The organism is Streptomyces thermocarboxydus, from assembly GCF_024760485.1.
Classification (GTDB): Bacteria; Actinomycetota; Actinomycetes; order Streptomycetales; family Streptomycetaceae; genus Streptomyces; species Streptomyces cellulosae.
Genome location: NZ_CP058273.1, coordinates 7,346,499 through 7,370,312 on the forward strand (window position 1 = coordinate 7,346,499; position 23,814 = coordinate 7,370,312).

Sequence of the window (23,814 nt, forward strand, 5' to 3'; positions counted from 1 at the left end):
CCGGCCCGAAGGACCGGCCGCGCCTCGCCGTCATCCTCCCCACGGAGGTCTTCACCATGCCCGAATCCATGCTGCCCGCTGCCCAAATCGTGATCACCATTGCCCTCGTGGCATGGATGATCACCGGTTTCACCCCTCTGCCCGGCCGCTGGCTGCGGTGGAAGATGTTCTGCCGCGCCACCTTCACCATCGTCCAGCTCACCGGCACCAAGGACGGCCACGCCGAGCCGGTCAACGTCTACGACCACCTGTCGCCCGGCAGCTTCATCCTCGGCCCGCCCCAGCTCCAGACGATCCTCGACCACCTCACCGCCAGCGGCCGCTACGACCGGATCGACGGCATCGGCCGCGTACTGTCCGCCCGTGGTGAGCAGCCCGTGAAGGTGGTGGCCAGCCGTGTGGTTCTTTGACGCTCTCGCCTCCGGCTTCACCCGCCCCACCGACCCCGGCCGGCTGCAGCTGTTCCGGATCATCTTCGGCACCGTGCTCACCACCCGCTTCGCACTCGCCCTCGGCCAAGGCGGCTGGGACCGCTTCGTCCCCGGCTCCCTCAGCCTTCGCCTCGCCGAACAACGCCTCGGCCCACGCCGATCCCGGCTCCTCGCAGCCGCATACCGGCCCGCCCTGCTCATCCGCACGGCCGCCGCGCTCGCTCTGGCGCTGGGCGCCGCCCCTCGCCTCGCCCTGCTGGTGACCCTGGCCGGAGCCGCCATGGAACTCCTCTACCTCAAGAGCCCCAACGCCGTCCGCTACACCCTGCTGACCGGCGCCTGCCTCGGCCTTGCCGGCGACCTCGGCCACGGATGGCACATCGAGCACACTCCGAGCGCCGCGAACACATGGGCCCTGTGCCTCCTCGTGCTGATCACCACGGACATCTACTGGAACAGCGCCTGGCAGAAGATCCGCAGCGACCAGTTCCGCAGCGGCCTCTACCTCGCGCAGTGGGTGCACACCTACACCCAGGTCCGACAGCACCTCCCGCATCGCCGCGGTCAGTACGCCGTCCCGGCCGTCGTTCGACACCGCCTCGGCAACCTCACTGACCGTGACGTCCGGCTGTGGCGCCTGATCGCCGCTGCCGTCATCACAGCGGAGCTCGCACTGCCGATCGCGCTACTCATCCCGCAGACCATGCCGTACGCCGTTGCCGCCGGCGTTGCGATGCACGCCGCATTCAGCTGCCTCAAACCGCGGCAGCTGATCACCTTCTCCGGCCTGACAACGGGAACCTACGTCGCCTTCTCCGCCTGATCCCGTGGCTCCACCGTGCCAAAAGGCTCAGCGTCCGTTCGGTACTTCAACTCGCGCACGCCCGGCAGGTGCCAGCCGGTGTAGAACACGGCCGCGGAGCGCAGGGTCGCGGCTATAAAGGAAAGGATCATGATAGTGCCGAGGTATAGGCCACGCCGTGCGAGCAGATCGGGTGGATTTACGGTCCACAAGACTGGTGATGTACTCGGCTGGTTGCAGCTGGGTTCGGATTTCGCGCTTCGGGCGGCGTTGGCCGGAGGTCGCGGGAGAGGCCGGGGTGTCGCTGCCGCGGGTGTACGGCGCGCGAACTGGGATGTGGCCTTCGCCGAGGACGTGGACGAAGACGCATGGTCCCTGTGCGTCCTCGGCGAGACCAAACCCGGCGTGCGGGACGGCGGCTGGGTACCGCAGGAACGCGAAGAAGCGGTCGGCCTGCCGGGGGACCAGGGGGGCGAGGCGTTCGCCGGTCTCGTGTGGGGGGTCTCGAGCCGTCAGGGGGTGCCGAGGTAGGCGCCGAACAGGTTGTAGGTGATGAATCTGGCTGCGTTCGCCGGCTGCGGCGGAGGCGGCGCGCGGGCCGAGGAGGGAGTTGCGCTGGCGCAGTTTGCCGGCGGCTGCGGCGAGTCAGGCGTGCGGCGCGCTCCGGGCTTAGTTCCTCGGCCGTGAGCTGCAGCGGTGTGCCGGCGGCTCCGGTGCGGCGGGCAGTCCTTCGTTCCCGAGGGGCCCTGCTGGTCGGCGGGTGCGGCGGACTGTCTGGTGGGGCACGAGGCTCCCGTTCCCGGCCAGGAGTCGGGCAGCAGTGTGCTGGAGACACTGGTGCCTGCGTTCGCCGAGTGCAGGGGCGCGAGCCCGGTTGGGACGGTGAGAGACACCGCGTGGAGTCCGGAAGTCGTGAACAACTCGGTGTATGGCACGGCGGCTCCCCAGCACTCCTGCGCCGGCCGGGCTGCTCAGGTGCAGGACAAGGCCGACTCCCATGCACACTGCGCAGCGATCACTTTTCGCAGATGATCCCTCCGGAGCCGCGCCCTCGGGGGTCACAACGTGTGGCTTGTCGTGACAGTGTGATACCTGCTCAGTCGTGTGGTTTCAGTAAGGGGGGATAGGGCGTGGCGGCGGGGACGGGTGGTGTGCCTCGGCTGACTCGGGCGCATCGGGTTCTCATCGGGGTGGTTGTTTTCGGTGCGGTGGTCATCGCGGGGATCGGCTTTGCGGGTTCGTATGCGGCGGTGCGTGAGCTGGCCCTGAAGAAGGGTTTCGGGGACTTCGCCTACGTCTTTCCGATCGGCATTGATGCGGGCATCTGCGTGCTGCTGGCGCTGGATCTGCTGCTGACGTGGATCGGTATCCCGTTTCCGCTGCTGCGGCAGACGGCGTGGCTGCTGACGGCGGCGACGATCGCGTTCAACGGTGCGGCGGCCTGGCCGGATCCGCTCGGTGTGGGTATGCACGGGGTGATCCCGATCCTGTTCGTGGTGTCCGTGGAGGCCGCGCGGCACGCGATCGGCCGGATCGCGGACATCACTGCCGACAAGCACATGGAGGGCGTGCGGCTGACCCGCTGGCTGCTGTCGCCGGTGCCGACGTTCCTGCTGTGGCGGCGGATGAAGCTGTGGGAGCTGCGCTCCTACGAGCAGGTGATCAAGCTGGAGCAGGAGCGGCTGGTCTACCAGGCCCGGCTGCGCTCCCGTTTCGGCCGTGCCTGGCGCCGCAAGGCCCCGGTGGAGTCGCTGATGCCGCTCCGCCTCGCCCGCTACGGCGTCCCTCTGGCCGAAACGGCCCCGGCCGGCCTTGCGGCTGCGGGCATTGACGAGCTTCCGATTCGGTTCACGGTGGAGCGGACCCCGGCTCCGGCCCAGCGGCGGAGCCCCGAACTCGAGGCCGCCGTCGGCCGGGAGAAGGAACTGGCTTCGGCGCGCGGCGCCCAGCCCCAGCCGGCGGGGCAGCCGCGGTCCGCACCTTCCGAGCCGTCGCACGATCTCGTGGACGAAGGGAACGCCCAACACCTCGCCGACGCCTACCAGGACTGGATCGCCGCCTTCGGATTCGAGCCCACGAGCTCGCAGTTCGCTCTGTGGCTCCAAGACCAGTACGGCATCGCCACCGCGGCCGGCGGGCCACTGCCCGACGAACAGCTCGAACCCCTGCTGCAGCTCCTCAAGCAGCGCCACACGCCCGCAGCTGAGAACGGGGCCGAATCCCACGCTTCGAGCGACGCGGACGACGGCTGGGGTGACTACTTCTACAACGCCTGGCTCGTATACGCGCAAGAGCACGGGGCGTACCCCGATGCGGACGCCCTCGCCGCGTACGTCTACGAGCGGGACCAGATCACCGGCGGCAACGGCCGGCCCATCAAAGGCGCAGACCTGGAGTACTTCGTTTCCGCCTTCCGGCGGCGCGAGTTCGACGAGCCCAAGTCGCCCGTCGATGAGGAGACAACAGAGCACGCCGCGCAGGCACCCGCCGATGAGCCCGTCCCGGACCGCGACGAACCTGAGGGGGCACCGGCCGGCTCGGGCGCGTACCCCGCCAAGGAGGCGCGCAGCTCCAAAGTGAGCGCCTCCGTCGACGGGCCGCCAGGCGAGGACGAGGCGACCGGGGAGCCCGCAGCGCTCACCACCGTTGACCGCTACTACCTTGCTTGGACCGAGTATCGGACCGTGCACGGTGAGGAACCCAAGGCCGAGCAGCTCTCCGTCTATCTTGCCGGCACGAAGGGCATGACCGGCCGCGGTGGAAAGCCGGTCAGCCCTTCCACCCTGCGCCGTTACCTTCTGCCGTTCCGCGTCTACACCTTCTGGGCGCAGCAGCGGGTGCACAGCGAGTCCCCGTCGCTCGACGCTGTTGCGCAGGAATGCGCAGCCTACGGGATCACCGCGCAGCACAACCGGCCCCTCACAGCCGAGTACATCGCCGAGCAGGCCCACGACTTCGAACGGCGCTGGCAGGTACTGACCCGCCACCACGCGCAGTCACAGCAGTAAGAAGCCGCGCCCTGCCCTGTTGCTGCGCACCAGCAAGCCAGCCTGTACCAGCGGCTGCGTGATCAAGAAAAAACGCAGGTCGGCCCAGTATTGCGCAGTCGGGAGGCTCATTTGCGTAGCCAGGGCGCACCGCGGTCTGCGCGCGGCGCACCCGCCACCGGGGCAGGAGGAACCCTGCGCGTGCTGCGCATCGCCTCCGACACCACCGTCAGGGAACTCGACCTGCCCGAGGCCGGTGTGCACTGGCGCGGTCCAAGATCACATCGGAACGGCCAGTGCGGTTGGTCAAGGCGCGTCGCACCGATGAGCCCTCCTGCATATCCACCGGGGGCGTACGTGCGACCAGGCTCACGCAGAACGTCACCGCTTGGGCGCTGGCGAGTGCCTGGCGAGGCATCGCCCTGTACCCGGTCCACGGGCCGGTCATGGGCACCGGACGTGGTCACGTCGGGGGAGTCGTCGGCCTCTACGATGATCTGACCCAGCACGCGCGGTTGCGTAGGCCGTGCGGATAACACTCGGGGGAGTGGCGTAGCCGAACCCCGGCGTCCAACGGTGCGGCCCTCAGCACACTGCTCGCCTACACGGCCCGGGACGTTGCCCCCAGCCAGTAGCGCGCACCGTGCGGCCCTGCCCACCCGCGGCTACAGGGTTTTGCGCGTCGTTGTGCCGGTGCTGTTGAGGAGTTCGTTGATGAGCTGAGATGTCTCCGTCTCCAGTGAGCAGTCCAGGTCCCGGTTGATCTGTTGCACGCGGGTGATCGCGGTGTGCAGTCCGGAGCGGTTCCCTCGCGCAGCTTCAAGACGCATCCAGTCCCGGTAGAGGAGTTCGGCAGTGGGGTCGACGTCGAGGCCGGTTGCGACGGCCTGGCGGGCGGCGTTGAGGTCGTGGTGGGGACCTGTGGGGATGCGGTAGGTGGCCACGGTGTGCGCGACGTCGATGATCCGCGTGATCATTTCCTGCGCGTAGGGCTCGGCCCAGGGCAGCGGCCGGCCGCCGAACGGCCTGCCCCGCACCAGAGCCAGTGCCTTCTCCAGGTCGGTCAGGCCGGACGGGCCGAGTGGCAGCGCCCGCTCGACGAGCTGGAGGAAATGGCTCCAGTCGCAGCGCACGGTGGGGGCGAGCCGGTACGGGTCTTCCCCGGCCTTGCGGCGCGGGACGTAGAGGTTGCCGGAGGAGTCGCTGCCCAGGGAGCTGCGCAGGCCCTGCATCCGCGCGTTGAGGGTGCTCGTCGACCAGGGGCTGACGGGGTCCATGTCGGCACACAGGACATCCGCGGTCCGCCCGGGCCGGAAGTACAGCAAGGCGGCCAGCTGCGCCATCCTGGGGCCGTGTCCGGTGCTGTCGACACCCGTCACTTCGACCGGCCCGAGCACCCGGATCTCCGGGGCGTGCGGGTCCTGCGCCTGGCTCTCTTGCGTGTCCGGCGGTGCGAGCTTCTCGACTGCGGTCTCCGGGTCGTCGGATACGGCAGTTGTTGCCGTGCCGGTGGGGCCGTCATCGGCTGGGGGCGCCGGGACGGACGGCTCGGCTGCCTCGGCGCCCGGTCCGGTTGCGTCGTGGAGCCCGGCCGATGGCGTGGCGGGGGAGAGGAGGTGGAGGCCAGACGGGTCGGTGCTGGCGGCGAGCAGGGCCGGGAAGACCTCGTCGTTCGTATCCGGTGCCTCTGCCGGTGCGGGGATCGATGCGGTGGCGGGTGCGATGGAGTGCTCCGGCGGTGTGTGCTTGGGCTGCTGCATGTTTTCCGGCTCGTCCGGGACGTGCTGCCAGGGCCCTTCGGCCGGGTGGGGCGGCTGCCCGGACACGTTCAACGCGGTGGTGATCTGAAGGTAGGCGGCGTGTTCCAGGCGCTGCACCGTGATGTCGGTGCCGGCGTAGTCGAGGGTCTGCGGGGCGTTGAGGGAGGCGTTGAGGATTGCCGCCTCGGGGAAGCGAGCAGCCGCTGTACTCGCAGGGGCGATCAGTGTGACGGGCACTGGCCCCGCCTTGTCGATGACGTCGGCGAACTGCCAGGCCGTGTCCTCGTCCAGGGAGGATGCGCAGAGCAGCAGATAGGGCTGATGCCGGGTTTCGGGCATCTGGTGTGCTTCCAGCAGTCGTTCGCTCAGGTCGCGCAGCGCGTGCGTGGCCTGACGCATGTGGGCGATCCGCGTGGTGGGCAGCAGTTGCGGCAGGTCCTCACCGAAGCCCACGGTGACGACCTCGACGTCGGCCGCCCAGGGACTCATCCCGAGTTCCAGCGCGAGCGAGGTGCACACCTCGGTGATGTGCACCGGGTTGCCGTCCAGCAGCAGCGCAGGCAGCTGCGCAAGGTTGAGCAGCAGCAGATCACCTTCCTCGGTGCTGCCGATCGTGACCAGCCCCGGATACGGGGCCGGTACGTCGCGGGCGGCCTCGTCGTCCAGGAGGGCGGCGTCGGTGGGCAGGGCCCACCAGCCGTCGTGCCCGGACGTGAAGGGCGCCACCGGGTCCTGGGTGAGGTCCTCGGGCAGGACCTCCACCATTCGGGTGCCGATCCGGGCGGCCCGCAGCGGCGGCAGGGCCGCGTCGTCTCTCTGCTGGGCCACGTGGTGGGCCAGGGTCCGCAGCGCCACGTCCAGGCGGGCTGCGCCGCCGGGCTCGGCGGCCGCTGCCAACTGGGCCTCGGCGGCGGAGGTTTCGGAGACGATGGCGATTTTCTCGCCCGGCTTGCGGCGGCGGCGCTGCAGCGTCCTGCGCAGGGCCAGGGCGCCGGTGACGGCGGCGGCCAGCAGCGCGCCGGCGCCGAGCACGATGCGCAGATTGAGTGGGCCGGCGGGGGCCGCCGGGGTCTCGGGTGCGGGAGTGGCGGGGGAGGAGGCTGCAGGCCCGGACGACTCAACCACCGCCGGGGAGGCGGCAGTGGGGGAGGCGCCGGCGTTGGGCTCGCGTGCGGACGGGGAGGACTGATCCTGCCCGGGCTGTTCGGCGGGGCGACTGGATGGTGTGCTGGGTGCCGACGTCTGTGGTGCAGGCGCCGCGGTGGGGCTTGGCGCAGGTGCCGGCGCATGCCCCGCGCTGTCGTCCGGTTTCTGGTCGCCGTCGGGATCCTGTTTGGCCGGGGGAGTGGTCTGCTGACCACCCGACCCTTCACTGCGGTTCTGTTCGTGGTGCGGCTGGTCGGGCCGGGCCTTGGGTACTGTGACCTGCTGCCCTGCGAAAATCATGTCCGGATCGGTGATCTTGGGCAGGCCGTGTGGCTGCGGCTTGCCCCGGCTGGCCTCGAACAGCTCCACCCACGCGTCGCCGTCGCCGAGTTCCTCCTCAGCGATCTTCGACAGGTAGTCGCCCGGGCGGACCGTAACGACGCGCTCAGCCTCTTCGCCGACCGTCGGCGGGCTGTCACCCGGCTGCGTACGGATCCCTGCCGCAGCCGCGGCGGATTCGGGCATCTGCAGCTGCCAGCCGGCCTGCAGAAAGCTGTTCGCGCGGAACACCGTGCCGTCGACCATGGTCCGGCCCTCGTTCAGGTCGGCGATCTCCCGCCACCGCTCGCCGTCCCCCAACTCCCGCTCGGCGATTGCCCACAGGCTCTCTGCGGGCCGCGTTTCGCGCACCGTATACGTGGTGCGAGACGCCGGTGTGCTCGCCGCGGAGGCCTGAGCCTGCCGGCTCTTGGCGGCGTGCGGGACGTGACCCTGCCCCAGGTCGGGGGCCTCGGTGGCCGGGGCGGCCTGGGCGTCGGAGGCCAGCGCCGAACTCGTGGGCAGCAGCACCAGGATGCTGCCGATCAGCAGAGCCGCGGCGCGTTGCGAGGCGCCCATCCCGCGCGGGGCCTGCCAGGTACGGCACCGCAACTGCGCGATCAACTCGCGTACCGCGCAGAACGCAAACTGCGCCCACCCGATCCACCCCACGGCCACGAGCATCAGCAAGAACACCCTGCCGGCGTCCTGCCGGTCCAGCAGGTGCAGGACGTCATCGTGGGTGGCCGCCCAGATGACCGGGGTGGCCCACGCCAGCAGCAGCGGCAGTCCGGCGACCGCGACCGCCAAGACCAGCAGACTCAAGCCGGCCTTAACGAGCCGCGCCAGGAAGCGGCCGGCGGTTGCGGCGGGGGAGGAGGTGGTGCGCATCAGTTTCCTTCGGGAGCCGTGACGCCATGGAGGAGGGTGGCCTTGCCGTGGCCGGTCACCGGCAGAGAGCCGATCCCGACCACCGACAAGAACTTCGTGTCGTAGGTGCCGTTGACCGTGACGGTGAGCGTCTTGCCATCGCCGGACACGCTGGCCGTGCCGACGGCCCCGGCGGAGCGCAAGTAGGACTGGGCTGCGGCGGCCGCGGCCTGCGGCTCCACGACGATCGCCTTCCCACTGATCGCATCGGCAGGATCGATGGCCTGCCCGCCTGCCCGCGCGGCTTCGCCGGCGATGAAGTCGGCGCGTTCCGTGGCACGCATCTTGCTGCCGCCGTCGACAGCGACGCCGATGATCCCGATCAGCGCGATGACGCACACGGCGACGAACACGGTGACGCCGCCCCGGTCACCCAACCACCCCCGACCCAGAGTCATCTGACGTAACATCATCAATCCCCACGCTGCCTGTACTGGTCCACTACCGAGGTAGCCGTCGACCTGAGCGTCTTCACCCCTGGCACACCCGGCAGCAGAAGGTCCGACAGATCGACCGTGCAGGCCACGGTCACGGTGACCGTGCCGACTTGCCCCACCGGCACACTGAGACCGCCAGTGTTGACCTTCACGGACGTCGAAGCGCACGCGATGCCCTGGTCGTCCAAAGACTCGGCGGCCGCCGACTGCGCAGCACTCTGGGCAGCCGCCGCTGTGCGGTGAATGGATGCCTCCCGGGCCGCGTCCTCAGCCGCAGAATCAATCTTCGCCCCGGATATGACGATCCGCCCGCCGGCGATCGCCAGACACAAAAACATGATCAACGCCGGCAGGACGATCACCGCCTCGATCGCGGCACTGCCCTCATCGCTGCGTACTCTGCGAGCCCAACGGGCCATGAATCGCACCTGGTTCACTCCCCCGGGACTGTCCAGCGCTCCACCGTGCCGGACGCCGACTGCGTGACCCGCAGGCCCGGCACACCCGGGATCACCGACAAGGCCGTGCCGGACACCTGGATACGCACACGCTGACCGTTGCTGCTGGCCAAAACGCTGTAACCGCTCAGGCTGTCACCCGCCGTGCGGCCCAGCACAGACCGCGCCTGGGCCGCGCCGACGGCCTGACTCGACTGGTAGGCACGGGCCGCAGTGACGCCTTCGCGGGCGGCGGTCAGGGCGATCTGCCGCGCGTAGTACCACATGGACGCCTGGATGACGGCCACCGTGGCGAGCAGCACGAACGGAAAGACGATCGCCATCTGGATACTGGTGTCACCGCGGTCCTCGCGCCACCTTCGCCCCTGCCACCAGTCCTTCAGCCGCTCGATCACAGCCCGTTAAGCCTGCCGTTGTACTTCGCGATCACTGCGGCGATAGTCCCCGCGACCAGGACGGCACCGGTGACAGCGGCTACCCAGATGATGACGGTCGTGGTGGAGATATCGCCGCGATCCGGCCGACGGGCGGCCTCCTGCAGGCCTTCCTGCACGCGCGTGGTCAGGCGCAGGACTGCGCCGTTGGCGCGCGCCCAGGCTCGCGCTCCCCGGCCGCCACGCCCCGGCCCCCGGGACGGGGTGTACGGGCCGGTGCGCATGTGCGTATGCGTGTGCGTGGTCGCCCGGAGCACAGCACGGCGGGCGCGGGCTGCGGTGTGCTTCATGTTCCCTACCTCTCTGGAGAGTTGACGAGGTTGTGGTCTTCAGACGGTCAGCATGCGGATCACGGCGGGGAAGGCCATCAGCAGCATCACCAAGACGGCCAAGAGGGCTCCCGGCGCGGTCATCTTCTCGCTGGCCGCGTTCGCTTCGGCGGCCTGATCGGCCAGCAGTTCGGCGTTGAGCGCGGCGGTGCGGGCCCGCAGCGCCTTGTAGACGGCGGCTCCGTCGGTAGCTGAGCCGCGCATGATGTCGGCGACGTCGTCCAGGATGGGCAACTCGTACTCGGCGGACAGCTCCGCGAGCGCTTGATACGGCGGGATCTTCTCCAGCCGCGCCCGGCGCAGCGCGCCCTGCAGATACAGGAAGGGCCAGCCCGCGCCGACCTCGGCTGCCTTCTCCAGCGCCTCGGCGGGCCCGGCGTCGGCGGCCCGCTTGAGCGCGACCAGGTCGAGGTAGGCGGACAGGGCGTGCGCGAACTCCTCCCGCGCCCGCTTGGCCTGGTCCCGAACCGCGAGATCCGGGGTGATGAACAGCAGGGCCGCAACGATGAGCCCGACACCGGCGGGCACGTAGAACGGCAGGCCCACCCCCGCGATGATCCACGGAACCATTGCGATCACCGGGCAGAGCAGACCCAAGGCGGCGAGCGCGGTCTTCTTGAGCATGAACTGGCCCGGCCCCTGCCCGAGCAGGGCCAGGTTCGTGGTGGGAACCCTCACGCCCGGAAGCCGCTCGAGGCGGGCCAGCAGCCACCGGCCCCACACCTCCTCCCGGTCCAGCTCCGGCTCGGACATCGTCAACGTCGCCGGGGCACTGCGCTTCAGCGCCGGCCCCAACGCCGGCTGAGGCTGCAACAGTTCCCGGACAAGCAAGGCGACGCCGGCGCCGACCGTGCCGCCGCTCACAACGACGGGGAGCAGATTCACCAGGCGGCTCCTTCCGGTTCCCGGGCGGCGCTCGGTGCATCCGGCTCCGGCGCAAGAGCAGGCAGCCGGACCGTGCTGGTCGGATCGGTGACCAGGAAGCGGGGGATGCGGCGGAAGCTGCCCAGCTGCCGCATCAGGGCGAGCACGCCGACGAACCCGGCCGTGAGGAAAGCGAGCACGAGCTGGCCGAGGAGCGTGGAGTACGGCCTCGTGTAGCTGGGCACGAAGAACCCGGCCACCACGACACCCACGGTGATGACGGTCATCCACCGCACGGTGGTGCGGGGCTTGGCCCGGTCCGCCTCGATGGCGCGCTTGCGGGCGACTTCCTCGCGGACGGTGCCCGACAGGTCCTCCAGGGCCTGCGCCAGGCCGGGGCCGCGGTCGTTGACCGACAGGATGAGCGCGGCGACCACCTTGTCCGCTGTGACATCGTCCAGTTCATCGGCGAACGCGCGGAGCGCTCCCTCCGGCCGCCACCCCAGGCGCAGCCGGTCGGACAGGTTGATGATCTGCGGGGCAAGTTCGTCCGGCGCCCCCTGACGGCTGGTGATCATCGCCTGTTCCAGGCCCATGCCCAGCCGCAGCAGGCCCGCCAGCCGCTGCGTCCACTCGCTTAAGCCCTCCAGCTGCCCGATGCGTTCCTGCGCCATCTGCGCGGGGGCGATCAGCCAGGGCACGCCGATGACGGCCGCGCCCAGCAGCGCACCGCCGACAAAGTTCCCGCTGATCAGCCACACGGCCACGAACACCACGACGGCGGCGACGATGAAGGTCCGCCGCCGCAGCCGGGCCTCCTCACTTTGGTTCTTCCCACCGCGCAGCACCGCCTGCCAGCGGTGGCGCAGCGGAGCGCGGCGCGGCGCGGTAGTGCCCACGACGCCCACTACGACACCGATCAGCCCGCCGACCACGGCCATGCCGGACAACAGCCCGAACAGCAGCGTCATCGGCTCACCGCCACTTTCAGCGGCAGCGGCGCCGACCAGGCGCCGTACGGCTGCTGCAGCAGCGTCGAGTCGAAGCCGACGCGGCGCAGGTCATCGATGCATTGGGGATCCATTCGCGGCACCGCCCGCAGCTCACCGAACTCGCGGCCCGGAGAGAAGATCTCATTGGTGGCGGGCCGGCCGTTCTCGCCGATCCCGGTCAGTTCCAGGACGTGCGAGACGTAGCGGTGGCGCCGGCCGCCGATCCGCGTCTCGTCCGTCATATCGACGTAGACAATGAAGTCCAGGCCGTTGGCGGTCTGCCGGTAGGCGAGCTGCTCGGACAGATTCTCCTGGGCGAGCGCGTACAGCTCCGCGATCCGGTCGAAGATGATGTCCGGGCGACGCGCGTGGATGGTGCACAGGTTGCCGCCCGACCCGTTCGTCAACGCCTGCATCATGGCGACGACTTCGGGGCCACGGACCTCGCCAACCACAATCCGCTCCAGCGACATCCGCAACGCCGGGTGCATCAGGTCCAGGAGCGTGACCTCACCGGCACCGCGCCCAGTGACGTCCTTCTCCCCGTTGGACTCCCGCCCGACCAGGGACACGACCTGCTTGTGGTAGCCGTTGGCGTGGCAGAACAGCTCGTCCTCGGTCTGGATGGTCGCGAACCGGCACTCCGGGTCGAACTCCCTGAGCATCGCCCGCATCAGCGTGGTCTTCCCGGCCTTCTGCTTCCCCGCGATCATGATGTTCTTCTCGGCGCGCACGCACGCACCGAGGAACTCGCGCAGGATCGGGTCGATGGTGCCCAGCCGAACCAGATCGTCGAGGCCGGCGTGGGAGACCCGGTGCCGACGGATGACCGCATACGTCATCGGCCCCAGCCCGGTGATGGCCTGCAGACGGGAGCCGTCCTGCAGGGACAAGGCGAGGGTGGGGTTCGCGGTGGAAATGGTCCGCTCGCTGTGCCCGGATCCCCGCGCCAACTCCCGCAGCAGCTCCAGCAGTTCCCCTTCCGAGTCCGCGATCGGACCCACCCGGCGACGTTCGCCATCGCCGTAATCGAGCCACACCTCATGCGGACCCTGAATGATGATGTCCTCGACCCGGTCATCGTCCAGGTACGGCTGGAGCCGGCCGGCCCGGAACAGCAGGTCATACACAGCGCGCCGCAGCGCCTCGTCCTCCTGCGGCGTCATCGCCTGGGCATCCGACCACAGCGCGACCGCCTCGGCGATCCAGTTCAGGCAACGCTGCTCCTCACTGGCCCGGTCCATATCGGGCTTGGTCTTGAGCAGTTCCTCGCGCTGCTTGGCGACCTGGGACGCAATGTCCCGGGCCACCCGGTAATCGACAGTGATCTGAGGAGCCGCCGCGCCGAGTACCTGCGTACTCGAGGCAGCACCGGCAGGGGCTGGTGCGCCGCTGGGCTGGTGCATCCACTCCTGAGACGGCGGGGCCACCGTGGGGTCCGGGTGCAAGGGCTTAGCGTGCATGGGCCACCTCCCCGCCCGCTGTGCGCGCGGCGCGTGGATCGAGACGAGCCCGGCGCATAGCGGCCCGCTGAGCAAGCAGCGTGCTGCCCGTGCGGGCGGCCTTCATCAACGATGACCTGGTGAAGTGGCGTGGCTGTTCGGCACCGTCGGACAGCACACGGGCGTCCTTCGGCACGTACGGCAACGTGGCGATCACCGGCACCTGCAGAACACGCTGCACTTCACCCGCGGGATAGGGGCCCTCGTTGATCATCAGCACGCTGACGCCACCGACACGTTCCTCCAATGCGTGCACCCGGCCCTCAGCTGCCTGAAGGCAGCGCAGGGTGTTGCGGACCACCACGAAGGTGGCATCGGCCTGCTCGGCCAAGACCCCGGAGGGCCCATACGCGCCGCGGCGACCGAGATCGATCAGCACGTCGTGACCGCTCTCGGCCTCGATGCCGCGGAACATCTGCGCGAGGATCTTCCAGACCGAGGTGAGGCTTGCCGACTGTGAGGGGTCGGTGATGCCGGGCAGCAGCAGCCGGTCGCGCGGAGACTCCTGCTTGCCGTCGTCGCTGCTCAAGTCGATCAACTGGCGCCAGAAGGCATCGCTGAACTCCCCTTTGCGGGCGGCGACCGAGAGGTTGCGCAGCCCGTATCGATCGCCAAGCGTGCCCTGCAGCAGACCGTGCAGCACGGCGCCACCATCCGGGTCGCACTCGGCCAGGATCATCCGGCGGCCCGCCTCCAGCGGCCACGACAAAAGCAGGGCCAGAGCGCTCGTGGTCACGCCGGGCGCACCACTGCAGCCTGCGAGAGCTATCACAGCCATCAGTAACCGTCCGGAGCAGCGAGGACCAGACGCAGAGTGCCGGCCGCCTCCCACACGGCGGCCGTAGGACCATCGGTGGCGGATGTGGCCACGTCGACGACCACGATTCCCGTACCGGGGGCGGCGCCGGATGCCTTCACCACCCTGCCGTCGATGGTCTGCGGCGTGACGTCGGACGTCTTGCCGGTATCCGTCGTTCCCTGAGCCGGGACGTGCACCAGCTGCACCTTCTGGCCCGGCACCAAAGCGGTAGCCGGAATCTGCTTGGGCTCCAGGCCGATCGGCACCAACTGCTCGCCGGCCTTCACCAGTGAGTCCCTCGTCACCTGCGAGGGAGCCAGCAAGGAACCAGGCTTGAGTTCCACGGCGGCCCGCTTCCCCACCACCGACTTCAGGTCGTCGGCACGCACCGCCTTGACGGCCGGGTCCAGGGCGACGGACGCCTTGCCCAGGTCGTCCTCGGTGAGGACCTGGCCGACCTGGACGTCGCGGACCACGGTCACTACGTCTGTGCGGTTGCCGACCTGGAGCAGCAGGAAGGCAACTCCCGCGCCTCCGGCGGCGATCAGCGCCAGAGACAGGGCGATGACACCTGGTCGTCGCCTGCGAGCCGACACCCGGGGCGGAGCTACCGGTCCGGCCACGCGTCCCTGCTGGGGAACTCCATTCGAGGCTGTGTCTACTTGGGTTTTGCTCACCGTTCTGTCCTTCCGGCGGGCTTTACCTGACGACTTGTACTTCGCCGACTGCCACCTGCACGTTGGTCTGCCGGACCTGGGTGAGCTGGCCGGCCTGTCCGCCGCCTTGCCAGTTGATCGTCCACGTGGAGGTCGCAGTCACCGGGAACTTGCCGTTCTGGGCACCGGCTGAGGTCTTGGAGTACACATGCCCGCAGGTCGGGGACTCGGCCATGCCCTGGGACGACGTGTAGGGCGTGCCGGGGCCGTTGCACGTCACACTGGCACCGTCGCCCATTTTCCACACGATCTTCGACACCTTCGCGGTCGCAGTGACGGTGATCCCGCCCGCCGACGCCGACGCAGTGTTGGGCCCGTAGGTTGTGGCGCTCCTGTTGACCCACATCCACATCGGAACCCCGACCGTGTACTTCCCGGCCACGCGTGGACTAGCGATATCCGGGCCAAGCAGCGTCATCGAGTCGACCGCCCGCTGCGCCAAGACAGCCGGATCGACAGTCTCTTGCGGAGGTGGATCGGCCAACCAGACCATCCGAACGATGACGTCCCCGTCGACGCCACCCCACCCACATGTCTGCTCGTACACGGCCCCGTCTCCGGGTTCGTGGCCTTGCCAGTCCAAGCTGCCGGCAGGCGGTTGCGGGTCCGCGAGCTTGTAAACGCAGACGGTCTTATCGGTGGGGTCGCCACTGTCGGACGAACCGCTTCCACCTGTTCCGTCGGTGCCGCCGCTGCCGCCTGCTTGGCCGCCGCCCTGCCCCGGGACGTCTACCTCGACCTCGCAGTCGTACAGTCCACACTCAATACCGCCGCCGCCCTTAGGGCCGTCCTCCGCGTGGCTGAGGACAGGGACAGAGAGCGTGGCCAAGACGGTTACCGCGGTGACGGCGATGCGGCGCGTCAGCACGACTTCCCCTGGGGCTCATCACGGATGACGCGCCACCCTTCCGGATACTTCTCGACCACGCTGACGATCAGATACTTCGTCAGCCGGTTCTCCGGTTGGGGCACCGGCTTCTTGGTCTCGGCATCGACCCTCCGCCACTTGGAAATGTCCAGGCAGCTGGAGACGGTCGCGTTGGGGATCTTGCCCGAGACGTCCACCTTGGTGACTGTCTGGTCGGTGAGGGCGACGCTGCCGGTGTAGATGCGGCCGCGGTCATGAGCACGCTTGGCATCTGCCTCAGCGTTCTTCAGCGCCGCAGATGCAGCGAACTGATCAAGATGCGCGCTCTTGCCGGTTGGGTCGGCGTAGAGCTTCTCCATCTCCTTCCAGTACGCCCCGTATGCAGTGATCGCCTCCTGCTTCGCCGTCTCCTTCGGGTCGACGGGGGCAGACGATGCCGGGGACTGCGCGACGCTCGGCGACTCGCCTGTCACCTCATTCTTCCCGCCGGATGAGCTGCACGCGGTCAGGGCGAGCGCAGCACACAGCGTGATGAAGGCGGCGGTCTTTAAGTGAACAGCGGAGCGATGAACCTGGTGTGCGCGACGTTTCACGATGCCTCCCCGTACGGCGCGTGACATGACCGCTGCCTGAGCCGCCCACGGACGGCAGTCCAGCCCCGCGGCCTGGTCCAGCTGCGGTGATCCGTTTGCGTAGCCGCAAGATTACGCATATGCCAGTCACAGCTCAATCATCGAGTTCACTCGTACATCTCGGGACGTATCCCGTCACTTTCGGAACCAGATGACGCTTTGTGGCTGTATGCACTCGATGGTTGTCGGCCGCGCATGAACGGGCCCACGGCCCACACGCGCACGAGGCTGCGACAATTGCCCGCCCCAGCGGGATGCGGGCGTGCCGTTGGGCGGGTCACTCGTACTCCTCCTTCGCCAGAGGCACGGAGGCGGCGCCAGCTGGGGGCCGCTCGGCGAGGAAGGCGGCGACGCGGCCGATCTGCTCGGCTGCGCGGTCGGTGAGCTGATTCAGTGGGAGAGCACGGGCGTTCGCGAGGGCAGCATGCTCCAGCGTAGGAACCTGCCGCGGGCGGGCTTGGGCGGCGAAGACCGCGTCGAGATGGGGCCCGCGCAACTGCACAGGTCCCACTCGCCGCCCGTGCACGTTCATGGACACGTAGTGCTCGAATCGCTCCATGGTGGCCACCCGGTCCGGGCTGGGGTTGTCGCCCCACTCGGCGGTGATCGGTGCGATCGCGGACTTCGACCCGGCGGTGGTGGCCAGCGTGGATGCATTCTGCACCAGGGACAGCCGCACAGGGGTGGGCAGGCGGGCCAGCAGCTGTGTCATGCCGTGTACTTGGCACCTGTACTTTCGGAAGTCCTCGAACATGGCGGCGATGGTCTCCGGCGCCGCGCCCGTCAGGGTGATCAGCTCGTCGAAGTACGCCCGGAAAGGCACTCGCTTGGCCTCCGGGGTGTCACGCCGAGAGCGCACAGCCCGCAGCAGATCGCGGGCCAGCAGCGCGGTCACCAGCCGGTCGGTGGGCCCGTTGCCGCCCGGGCACACCCACACGACCATCCGCGAGTCCATCGCGGCGCGGATGTTGTAGACGCCGACCGGCTGGCCGAGGAAGGCACGCGTGAGGGGGTTGGCGGCCAGCCGGGCGATCGGGTTGAGGACCACGGCGAACGCGTCCGGCGGCAGGGTCGGGAAGACCACCTGCCACCAGGAACGGGTCTCCTCGTCCAGGCGGTCGGCCACCGCGGCGAGCGCTGCCTTGCGGAACGCGGTATCGGTGAGCAGTGCCCGCACGTGGAAGATCGTGGCTTGGTCCTCGGGGCGGCCGGCCTGACAGGCGGCCTCGTTGACGGCGACCAGGACGACCAGTGCGGCGGTCAGGATGGCGATTGCCCGGGGTGCGGTCGCATCGTCCCAGGCCAGTGCGGAGGCGTAGGCGTCGGTGATGGCCTCGACGACCTCGTGCCCCGTCTGCTGGTGGTGCATGCCGAGCGGATTCCACGAGCTCACCCGCGGGTCGGCGCCCAGGCCGTTGAGGTCGACGAGGGCGATCCGCCGCATGAGGGCCTGGTGCGCCAGGTACGTGGTGGCCCGGGGCCAGGAGTCACGGTGCGGGTCGACGAACAGCAGGCCGCCCCCGGCATGCGCCCAGCCGATCGCCTGCGCCAAAGCCCGCTCGGTCTTGCCCCCGCCGGCCTTGCCCACCCCGACCTCGAACAGGGTCTCCTCGGCGTAGGTGGCGACCAGGCGCTCGCGGCCGTCCGGGCCTCGGTAGATGCCCTGAAGCAGCAGCTCCGAATCGCCGAACTCGAACGTCGGTAGGTCCCCGGCGAGTACCGGCAGACGGCAGTGCATGGTGGGCGGCTTGAGCAGGCCCGTCAGCTCTTCCAGCCTCACCCAGTTGGCGCGAGGCGGCTGGCAGTGCCCCAGGTTCCAGCGGCGTTCGAAACCACGCTTGGTGGGCCAGTGGTCGGCGCCGATCCGCCACGGTCCCAGCCGCCATCCGCGCATGGCCCACCTCGAGCGGCCTCCGAACACGTCAAGCGCAGCCTGAAGTTGGGCGAGCCTGGCCTGGGCTCGACCCTCGGTGTTCGAGGCGCACATCACCAGCAGTTGCACCCGGACGAGGTGGTCGTCGTCGGCGAGCTTGCCCAGCGCCTCGGTCGGCTCGACCCGGCGGGGCACCGGCGGCATGACCAGCCGCCGGCTGGCGCCAGCAGCGGGCTTGTCGCTGAGTAGCTGCTGCAGCTGCCAGGTGAGGGAGTCCTCGATGCCGCTGGCATCCTGCCGCAGCCAGCGTGCGGCCCGCTGGGCCTCCCGGCGCTCCGCGCGGCGGGCGGCGCTCATCAACTGAATCCGGCGCGCTCGCAGCGCCCATTTGGGGGCGCGCTGGATGTCGAGCCGGATCTCGGCGAGGTCGCCGAGCTCGGCGCGCAGGTCGGACACGGCGTCGATGAGCGGCTGCAGCGGGTCGGGAGTGAGGGGCACCTCACGCAGCGGGGCAGTGGGCTTGCCCCGCAGGATGAACTCCGCGCGCACGGTGTGCGTCCGTGTCTCATCGGCGATCGGCCGGGCCCGGTTGACGGTGACGTCCGGCCCGAACGGGGTGATGGACAAGAGCCGCTGGCCGCCGGCCGGGCCCTCGATGCGGTAGCGCAGCGGGCTAGAGCCGTCCGCACGCAGCCTGATCTGCACGGCCTTCGTCCTGCGGGGCGCCCACCAGGGCATGGCCGTGGAAGCGCGAGCTAGCTGGACGCCGCGGCGGAAGATCTCCTCCAGGCTCGGGTCGAAGTGCCGGTTGGACACCAGCTCCAGGGCCATCCGCTCGGCCGAGGCGCGCACCGCTAGCCGACGTACCACCAGCTCGCCCACCCCCCAGCACACGGCCATGGCCAGGGCGAGCAGATACCAGTGGTTGTAGAGCCAGCCGGCGGCGTCGACCAGGCCGCTGACCAGGCCGAGAACCTGACCAGCGGCCGTGTCATTGGACCGGTCCGTCAGGTACGGGGCTGCGGAGTCCACGTCGCTGCTCCCTTCTTGATAGTGCGGGTGAAGAACCAGTCGGTGATGCGCAGGTCGGTGAAGGTGCCGCCGCGGTCCATGCCGGCCCACACCAGATGGACAACCGCCCTGTTCGGGCTGCCGTCGCGGCGGGCGATCGCGGCCTGGATGCGGAAGCGAGCGGTGGCGAACGCCGGGGCCACCGCTTGTCTCGAGTCGCCGAAGACTGTGGGCCACTTCTCGCGGCCGACCCCGATGGCGTCCGCACGCAGCAGCGTGCGACCGGCGGTGAGCAACGTCCGCTCGTCGGCGGCGGGAAGGTAAGCGGGCCAGGCTGCCTCCAGGTTCCGCTGGATGGCCCGGTCGCCGGCTACACCTTCGCCGTGCGGCGGCACAACGGACTCGACGGTCGACGGCGTCGACGGAGCCGACGTCGCGGGAGGAGCTGCACCGACGGTCGGGTCGCTGAGGGAAAGCGGAGCAGCCGCCGATGGCCAATCCGTGGCCGCGTGCACGGTCACCCTCGTCGCTGGGGCTGTCGGTTCCTGACCGTGCGGCATACCGAGCAGAGCGACGCCTGCGACGGCGAGCAGGACGGTAGTCAGCAGCGGAAGGCGTGGTGAGCGCGAGGTGGTGGTCACAGCAGGCGTGCTCCCCCCGCGTAGCCGGACATCGCGTTGACGGCGTCCAGGCGCACCACGGTGCCCGGGCGCGGGGCGTTGACCATCTGCCCGCTGCCCAGGTAGATGCCGACGTGGTAGATCGTGGAATCGTGTCCAGGGGCGGTGGCATAGAATACGAGGTCACCGGGCTTGAGCGCGCCCGTGCCGAGGCTGGCCGGGATCCGCTTGGCGACACCGGCTTGGGCAGCCGCGGTGCGCGGCAGGCGGATGCCGACCTTGGCGTACGCGTAGGTGGTGAGCCCTGAGCAGTCGAAGCCCTTGATACTCGCGCCGCTCTTGCCGCTGGGCGAGCAGCAGAACCCGTACGACTTGCCGCTCGCGTTGCCGCCGCCCCACGAGTACGGGACACCCCGCTGGGACAGAGCGGCCTCGATGACGGTGCGGACCTTCCCCGTGACGTTCTTCAGGTCCGGGTCCTCGGCGGCCGCCGTGTACTGATCGATCCACCCCAGAACGTTGGCGACGTACTCGCTCGAGTGGTTGTACTGCAGGAGCGCGGCCTTCAACTGCGACCGCCTCGTCAGGTCACGGCCGCCTCCGCACAGGTAGATCGCGGCGCCGAGGGCGGCGTCGTCAGCGTTGTGCGGGTCGGCGCTCTTGTCGCCGTTGGCGTCCTTGCCGTACCCCTCCCAGGTGGAGGGCAGGAACTGAAAGGGGCCGACGGCGCGCTCCCCGTTCGCGGTGCCGTCCCACTTGCCGCCGTCCGTGTCGGGGAAGACGGTGGTGTTGCCGCCCTGGCCGGAGCCGTTGAGGAGCACCCCATAGATTTTCGGGCGGATGTCGCCGTTGTCGGCGATGCTCCGTCCTGTGGCGTGATTGGACTCGACCTTGGCGATCCCCGCGAGGATCGGCCAGCGCATGCCCTGGCACTTCGGTGAGTACTTCCCGACCTGCCGGACGGCGTTCTTGTAGGCGGTCAGCATCCGCGGAGGGATGTCGGCGGCGCTGCCCCCTTCGGCGATACCGCCGTCGTCCTGCGCACCCGCCTTCAGCGCGACGTACGCGCTGATCGTATTCCCCACCGGAGCGGCACAGCACACGGCGGCGAACATCAGCAGCGCCACCATGCATCCCCACCGCCCGACGCGGCGTCCCGGCGGCTTCACTCGTCGTCACCGTCCTCGCTTTGCCGCTGGGCCCGTTCCCGGCGCAGACGTTCGGCCTCGGGCGCCGTGCGCCGCATCAGGTCCTGCATCCGGGCCCGCGCCTCATCACGCGCCCGGTTACGGGGGCCTCCGCCCCCGGGAAGGGCAGACCCGCCGACACCGGACCGCGGCGGACCGAGAGGGGTTGCCCGGCGAGGGAGCGGCTCCGGCGGCGGAGCAGCCGCCGTACCGCCCGCCGACGGCGTGGGCCGCGCGGGGGCAGGGGCCGGACGCGCGGGGCGTCCCAAGCGGACAGGCCGAGCGGGTGCAGTTGGGCCAGGGGTCGGAGTGGCTGCGGTGGGCAGACGGCGACCGACGAACGGACCAGGTCCACCGCTGTCATCGGTGTGCTCCCGCAGGACCCGCGCCACGTGACGCCCGGTATCTGCCCACGCACGGCCGTCCTCGCGGACGGTGTTGCCCCACACCCGCACTTGCTGGCGGGCGTCCTGGGAGTAGCGCGAGCCACCCGCCCGGGCCCGGCGGACGTTGGCCGGCAGACCGACCATCGCCCCGTATGCCGCCCGGCCGCCCCGGTTGAGGATGCGGTACCCGCGGAAACGGACCAGCCGGTTGTGGGCCCGCGTCGACAGCAGCGTGCGGTCGCTGTTCTGGTCGTGCAGCACCTGACCGGTGTTGCGGTCGACGACCTGCCCCTGCTCGTTGCGGTACCGGTCGGGCGGGCCTGAGGGCCGGCGCGGACCTGCGCCGCCGCCTGAACCACCGTCCCCGCCGCCCGACGGACCACCCGCGCCCGAGCCAGGGTCGCCGTCGGCGGTGGGCTTGCGCCACTTGGCCAGCTGATCCTTGTCCGGCCGGCGGCCGATCAGCAGCCAGTGCGCGCCCTTGGTGCCGAGCCGTGTGCCCAGCCCGCCCACGGCCGCGGCCGCGGTGAGCGGGGCCAGGCCGCGCCCGGCTTCGGCGGTGGCATCGGAGAGGATCCTGCCGGTGTCCACCGGCATGCCCGCGCCGTCGAAGAACGAGGTGAGGGCGCCCATCAGCCGCTGCCGGGTGCCGAGCATTCCGAACCTGCCGCCGCCCCCGCCGGTGAAGGCGCGCAGTCCGCCGTAGCCGCCCATTGCGGCGGGGGAGTTCATGGCGAGCGCGGCGCCGAGCTCGGAGGTGTCGCCCGGCATGTGGGTGCCGCCGACCTTGGCGTAGCGCATCCGCATCGCCATGCGCCGGCCGAAGGAGGTGATGCCGGTCAGCAGGCGGCGGTGTCCGGCCGCGCCGGCAATGGCCAGGACGTCGATGAGCAGGATCCGCTCCACCATCAACTGGGGTCCGTTAGTGATGGTGGCGTCCACGGCGATCCCGAAGAACGGGATGAACGCGCAGATCCCGACTACGGCCAGGACCGCGATCCCCCACAGGGACAGCCACCGCCACACGCTCTGCCGTGGCGGTCCCGGCAGCATGGCGGCGATCAACGTGACGCCGCCGGCGGCCGCCGCGGCCGCGCAGATGCCCTGGGTGCCGAGCAGAACGATGGCGCTGGACAGCAGCATGCCGCAGATGAACAGGGCGGCGATCAGCATCAGGAAGGCACCGCCGAGCCGCCACCAGGTGGGCTTCTCGGCGTAGACGGCGCACGACCTGCCGACCGGGCCGGCCTTCTTCATGTCGGCGAGGAACGCGGCGAACGCCTGGTCTTCGTCGGTGACGATCGCGTTCGAGGCGTCGAGGAGTTCGCCACCGGGTGTGAACTCAGGCAGCGCACCCTCGGTTCCGGTCTCCTCCTGGCCCCGCTCGCAGTAGGCCCGGCCGGGCCCTTTGAGCATGTCGCAGGGATCGTTGTCCTTGCCTGTGTCGTCATGGGCGTCGGGCTTGTATCCGCCGGTGACCCACTTCAGATGAACCGCGTAGGCCTTGCGGTCGGAGTCCTTGGCAGGGTTGAGGATGCGCCCGTACTGGAGGAGCATGTAGGGCTTGACGATCAAGGCGTTCGTGATCGAGTCCTGAAGGGGGCGGGCCACCTCTGTTGAGGAGACCGGTCCTTCCCCTTCCCGCTGCTCGCACTCGAATTCGGCGTTGCCGCTTCTGCGGGAACATGCGTCATAGCCGGCGAGCTTCCCGCCCCAGTCGTAGGAGTTGACGCTCTGCTGGGCGACCTCGGCGGCCACCTGCTGGGACTGGCCCAGAGGGCCGTTGGGGCCGAGCAGGGTGTCGGGGCGGATGAGAGCTGAGGCGGCGATCGCCCCGATGAGCAGGGTGAGGAAGATTTCGCCCAGACCGCGGCCGACCCGCCCGCGCACGATCATGAACCCGGTGAAGACGAACGCCCAGGCCAGCAGGAGACTTTTCAGCCCCAGGGTGTCGACCACCACGGTGTCGTAGGTGTCGGCGACCTTCTGCGCAGGTCGGGTGAGGATCTTGAGCAGCGGGAACCGGAAAGCGACCTCGATCGCCCACCCGGCCAGACCGACCAACAGCCGGATCAGGGTGAACAGGCCGCTGAGCGCGAAGGCGAGGGCCTGCGTCTTGAAAGCGACGATGGAGCCGCCGGAAGCGTTCAGGTCGTAGCCATCGATCGGCACACCCTCGGAGGAGGTGATGTTCAGCGGGGCGAGCAGGTCTCCGGTCTCGCTGTTGCCGCCGGCCGCGTACACGACCTGGCTGTTCACCAGGAGAAAGGTGCCGGTGAGCAGCACGACGAAGCCGGCCGAACGAAGGGTCGCGCGGTCGGGACTGAACACG

General features: G+C 69.8%; 19 protein-coding genes. 3 read left to right on the top strand and 16 right to left on the bottom strand.

Annotated elements, in window-relative coordinates; translation table 11 throughout:
* Positions 1 to 56 precede the first annotated feature (56 nt).
* The 3 genes from AY578_RS33515 (at position 57) to AY578_RS33525 (ending at position 4,241) form a co-directional block, all read left to right on the top strand.
* The gene (locus tag AY578_RS33515) at positions 57 to 410 is read left to right on the top strand and encodes a hypothetical protein (protein ID WP_258907097.1); all 354 of its coding nucleotides are present in this window, start codon (positions 57 to 59) and stop codon (positions 408 to 410) included.
* Entirely contained in the window at positions 397 to 1,254 is an 858-nt protein-coding gene (locus AY578_RS33520; protein WP_258907098.1) for a hypothetical protein, read from the top strand. The genes AY578_RS33515 and AY578_RS33520 overlap by 14 nt, the downstream gene beginning before the upstream one ends.
* Positions 1,255 to 2,363: 1,109 nt before the next feature.
* Positions 2,364 to 4,241, top strand: coding sequence for a DUF2637 domain-containing protein (locus AY578_RS33525; protein ID WP_258907099.1), 1,878 nt, complete (start codon positions 2,364 to 2,366; stop codon positions 4,239 to 4,241).
* A gap of 644 nt (positions 4,242 to 4,885) precedes the next feature.
* Here AY578_RS33525 and AY578_RS33530 read toward each other — a convergent pair.
* From AY578_RS33530 to AY578_RS33605, 16 genes are all read right to left on the bottom strand, one after another.
* The gene (locus AY578_RS33530; protein ID WP_258907101.1) at positions 4,886 to 8,335 is read right to left on the bottom strand and encodes a LysM peptidoglycan-binding domain-containing protein; all 3,450 of its coding nucleotides are present in this window, start codon (positions 8,333 to 8,335) and stop codon (positions 4,886 to 4,888) included.
* The gene (locus tag AY578_RS33535; RefSeq protein WP_215188047.1) at positions 8,335 to 8,772 is read right to left on the bottom strand and encodes a TadE/TadG family type IV pilus assembly protein; all 438 of its coding nucleotides are present in this window, start codon (positions 8,770 to 8,772) and stop codon (positions 8,335 to 8,337) included. The genes AY578_RS33530 and AY578_RS33535 overlap by 1 nt, the downstream gene beginning before the upstream one ends.
* Before the next feature lie 14 nt (positions 8,773 to 8,786).
* Positions 8,787 to 9,230, bottom strand: a complete 444-nt coding sequence (locus AY578_RS33540; RefSeq protein WP_258907584.1) for a TadE/TadG family type IV pilus assembly protein — start codon at positions 9,228 to 9,230, stop codon at positions 8,787 to 8,789.
* 14 nt (positions 9,231 to 9,244) lie between these two features.
* Positions 9,245 to 9,664, bottom strand: a complete 420-nt coding sequence (locus AY578_RS33545; RefSeq protein ID WP_370879121.1) for a TadE/TadG family type IV pilus assembly protein — start codon at positions 9,662 to 9,664, stop codon at positions 9,245 to 9,247.
* On the bottom strand, positions 9,661 to 9,993 hold the full coding sequence (locus AY578_RS33955) for a hypothetical protein (RefSeq protein ID WP_337590634.1): 333 nt from the start codon (positions 9,991 to 9,993) through the stop codon (positions 9,661 to 9,663). The genes AY578_RS33545 and AY578_RS33955 overlap by 4 nt, the downstream gene beginning before the upstream one ends.
* Before the next feature lie 39 nt (positions 9,994 to 10,032).
* Positions 10,033 to 10,917: a type II secretion system F family protein gene (locus tag AY578_RS33555; RefSeq protein WP_258907107.1), complete on the bottom strand. Its 885-nt coding sequence runs from the start codon at positions 10,915 to 10,917 to the stop codon at positions 10,033 to 10,035.
* Positions 10,914 to 11,867 (bottom strand): type II secretion system F family protein, encoded by a 954-nt coding sequence (locus tag AY578_RS33560; protein WP_215188051.1) that lies wholly within the window; start codon positions 11,865 to 11,867, stop codon positions 10,914 to 10,916. The genes AY578_RS33555 and AY578_RS33560 overlap by 4 nt, the downstream gene beginning before the upstream one ends.
* Positions 11,864 to 13,351, bottom strand: a complete 1,488-nt coding sequence (locus AY578_RS33565; RefSeq protein WP_370879120.1) for a TadA family conjugal transfer-associated ATPase — start codon at positions 13,349 to 13,351, stop codon at positions 11,864 to 11,866. Before AY578_RS33565 ends, AY578_RS33560 begins: the two co-directional genes overlap by 4 nt.
* Positions 13,341 to 14,168 (bottom strand): CpaE/TadZ family protein, encoded by an 828-nt coding sequence (locus tag AY578_RS33570; protein ID WP_215188053.1) that lies wholly within the window; start codon positions 14,166 to 14,168, stop codon positions 13,341 to 13,343. Before AY578_RS33570 ends, AY578_RS33565 begins: the two co-directional genes overlap by 11 nt.
* Positions 14,168 to 14,812, bottom strand: a complete 645-nt coding sequence (locus tag AY578_RS33575; RefSeq protein ID WP_258907111.1) for an SAF domain-containing protein — start codon at positions 14,810 to 14,812, stop codon at positions 14,168 to 14,170. The genes AY578_RS33570 and AY578_RS33575 overlap by 1 nt, the downstream gene beginning before the upstream one ends.
* A gap of 76 nt (positions 14,813 to 14,888) precedes the next feature.
* Positions 14,889 to 15,773 carry an ATP/GTP-binding protein gene (locus tag AY578_RS33580; RefSeq protein WP_258907113.1) on the bottom strand — a complete coding sequence of 295 codons (885 nt, stop codon included), beginning with the start codon at positions 15,771 to 15,773 and terminating at the stop codon, positions 14,889 to 14,891.
* Positions 15,767 to 16,366, bottom strand: a complete 600-nt coding sequence (locus AY578_RS33585) for a hypothetical protein (protein ID WP_258907115.1) — start codon at positions 16,364 to 16,366, stop codon at positions 15,767 to 15,769. Before AY578_RS33585 ends, AY578_RS33580 begins: the two co-directional genes overlap by 7 nt.
* Before the next feature lie 316 nt (positions 16,367 to 16,682).
* Positions 16,683 to 19,310 (bottom strand): ATP/GTP-binding protein, encoded by a 2,628-nt coding sequence (locus AY578_RS33590; protein WP_258907117.1) that lies wholly within the window; start codon positions 19,308 to 19,310, stop codon positions 16,683 to 16,685.
* Positions 19,286 to 19,930, bottom strand: coding sequence for a hypothetical protein (locus AY578_RS33595; RefSeq protein WP_258907119.1), 645 nt, complete (start codon positions 19,928 to 19,930; stop codon positions 19,286 to 19,288). The genes AY578_RS33590 and AY578_RS33595 overlap by 25 nt, the downstream gene beginning before the upstream one ends.
* Entirely contained in the window at positions 19,927 to 21,039 is a 1,113-nt protein-coding gene (locus AY578_RS33600) for a C40 family peptidase (RefSeq protein ID WP_258907121.1), read from the bottom strand. Before AY578_RS33600 ends, AY578_RS33595 begins: the two co-directional genes overlap by 4 nt.
* A gap of 35 nt (positions 21,040 to 21,074) precedes the next feature.
* Positions 21,075 to 23,813: a hypothetical protein gene (locus AY578_RS33605; RefSeq protein ID WP_258907123.1), complete on the bottom strand. Its 2,739-nt coding sequence runs from the start codon at positions 23,811 to 23,813 to the stop codon at positions 21,075 to 21,077.
* Position 23,814 lies beyond the last annotated feature (1 nt).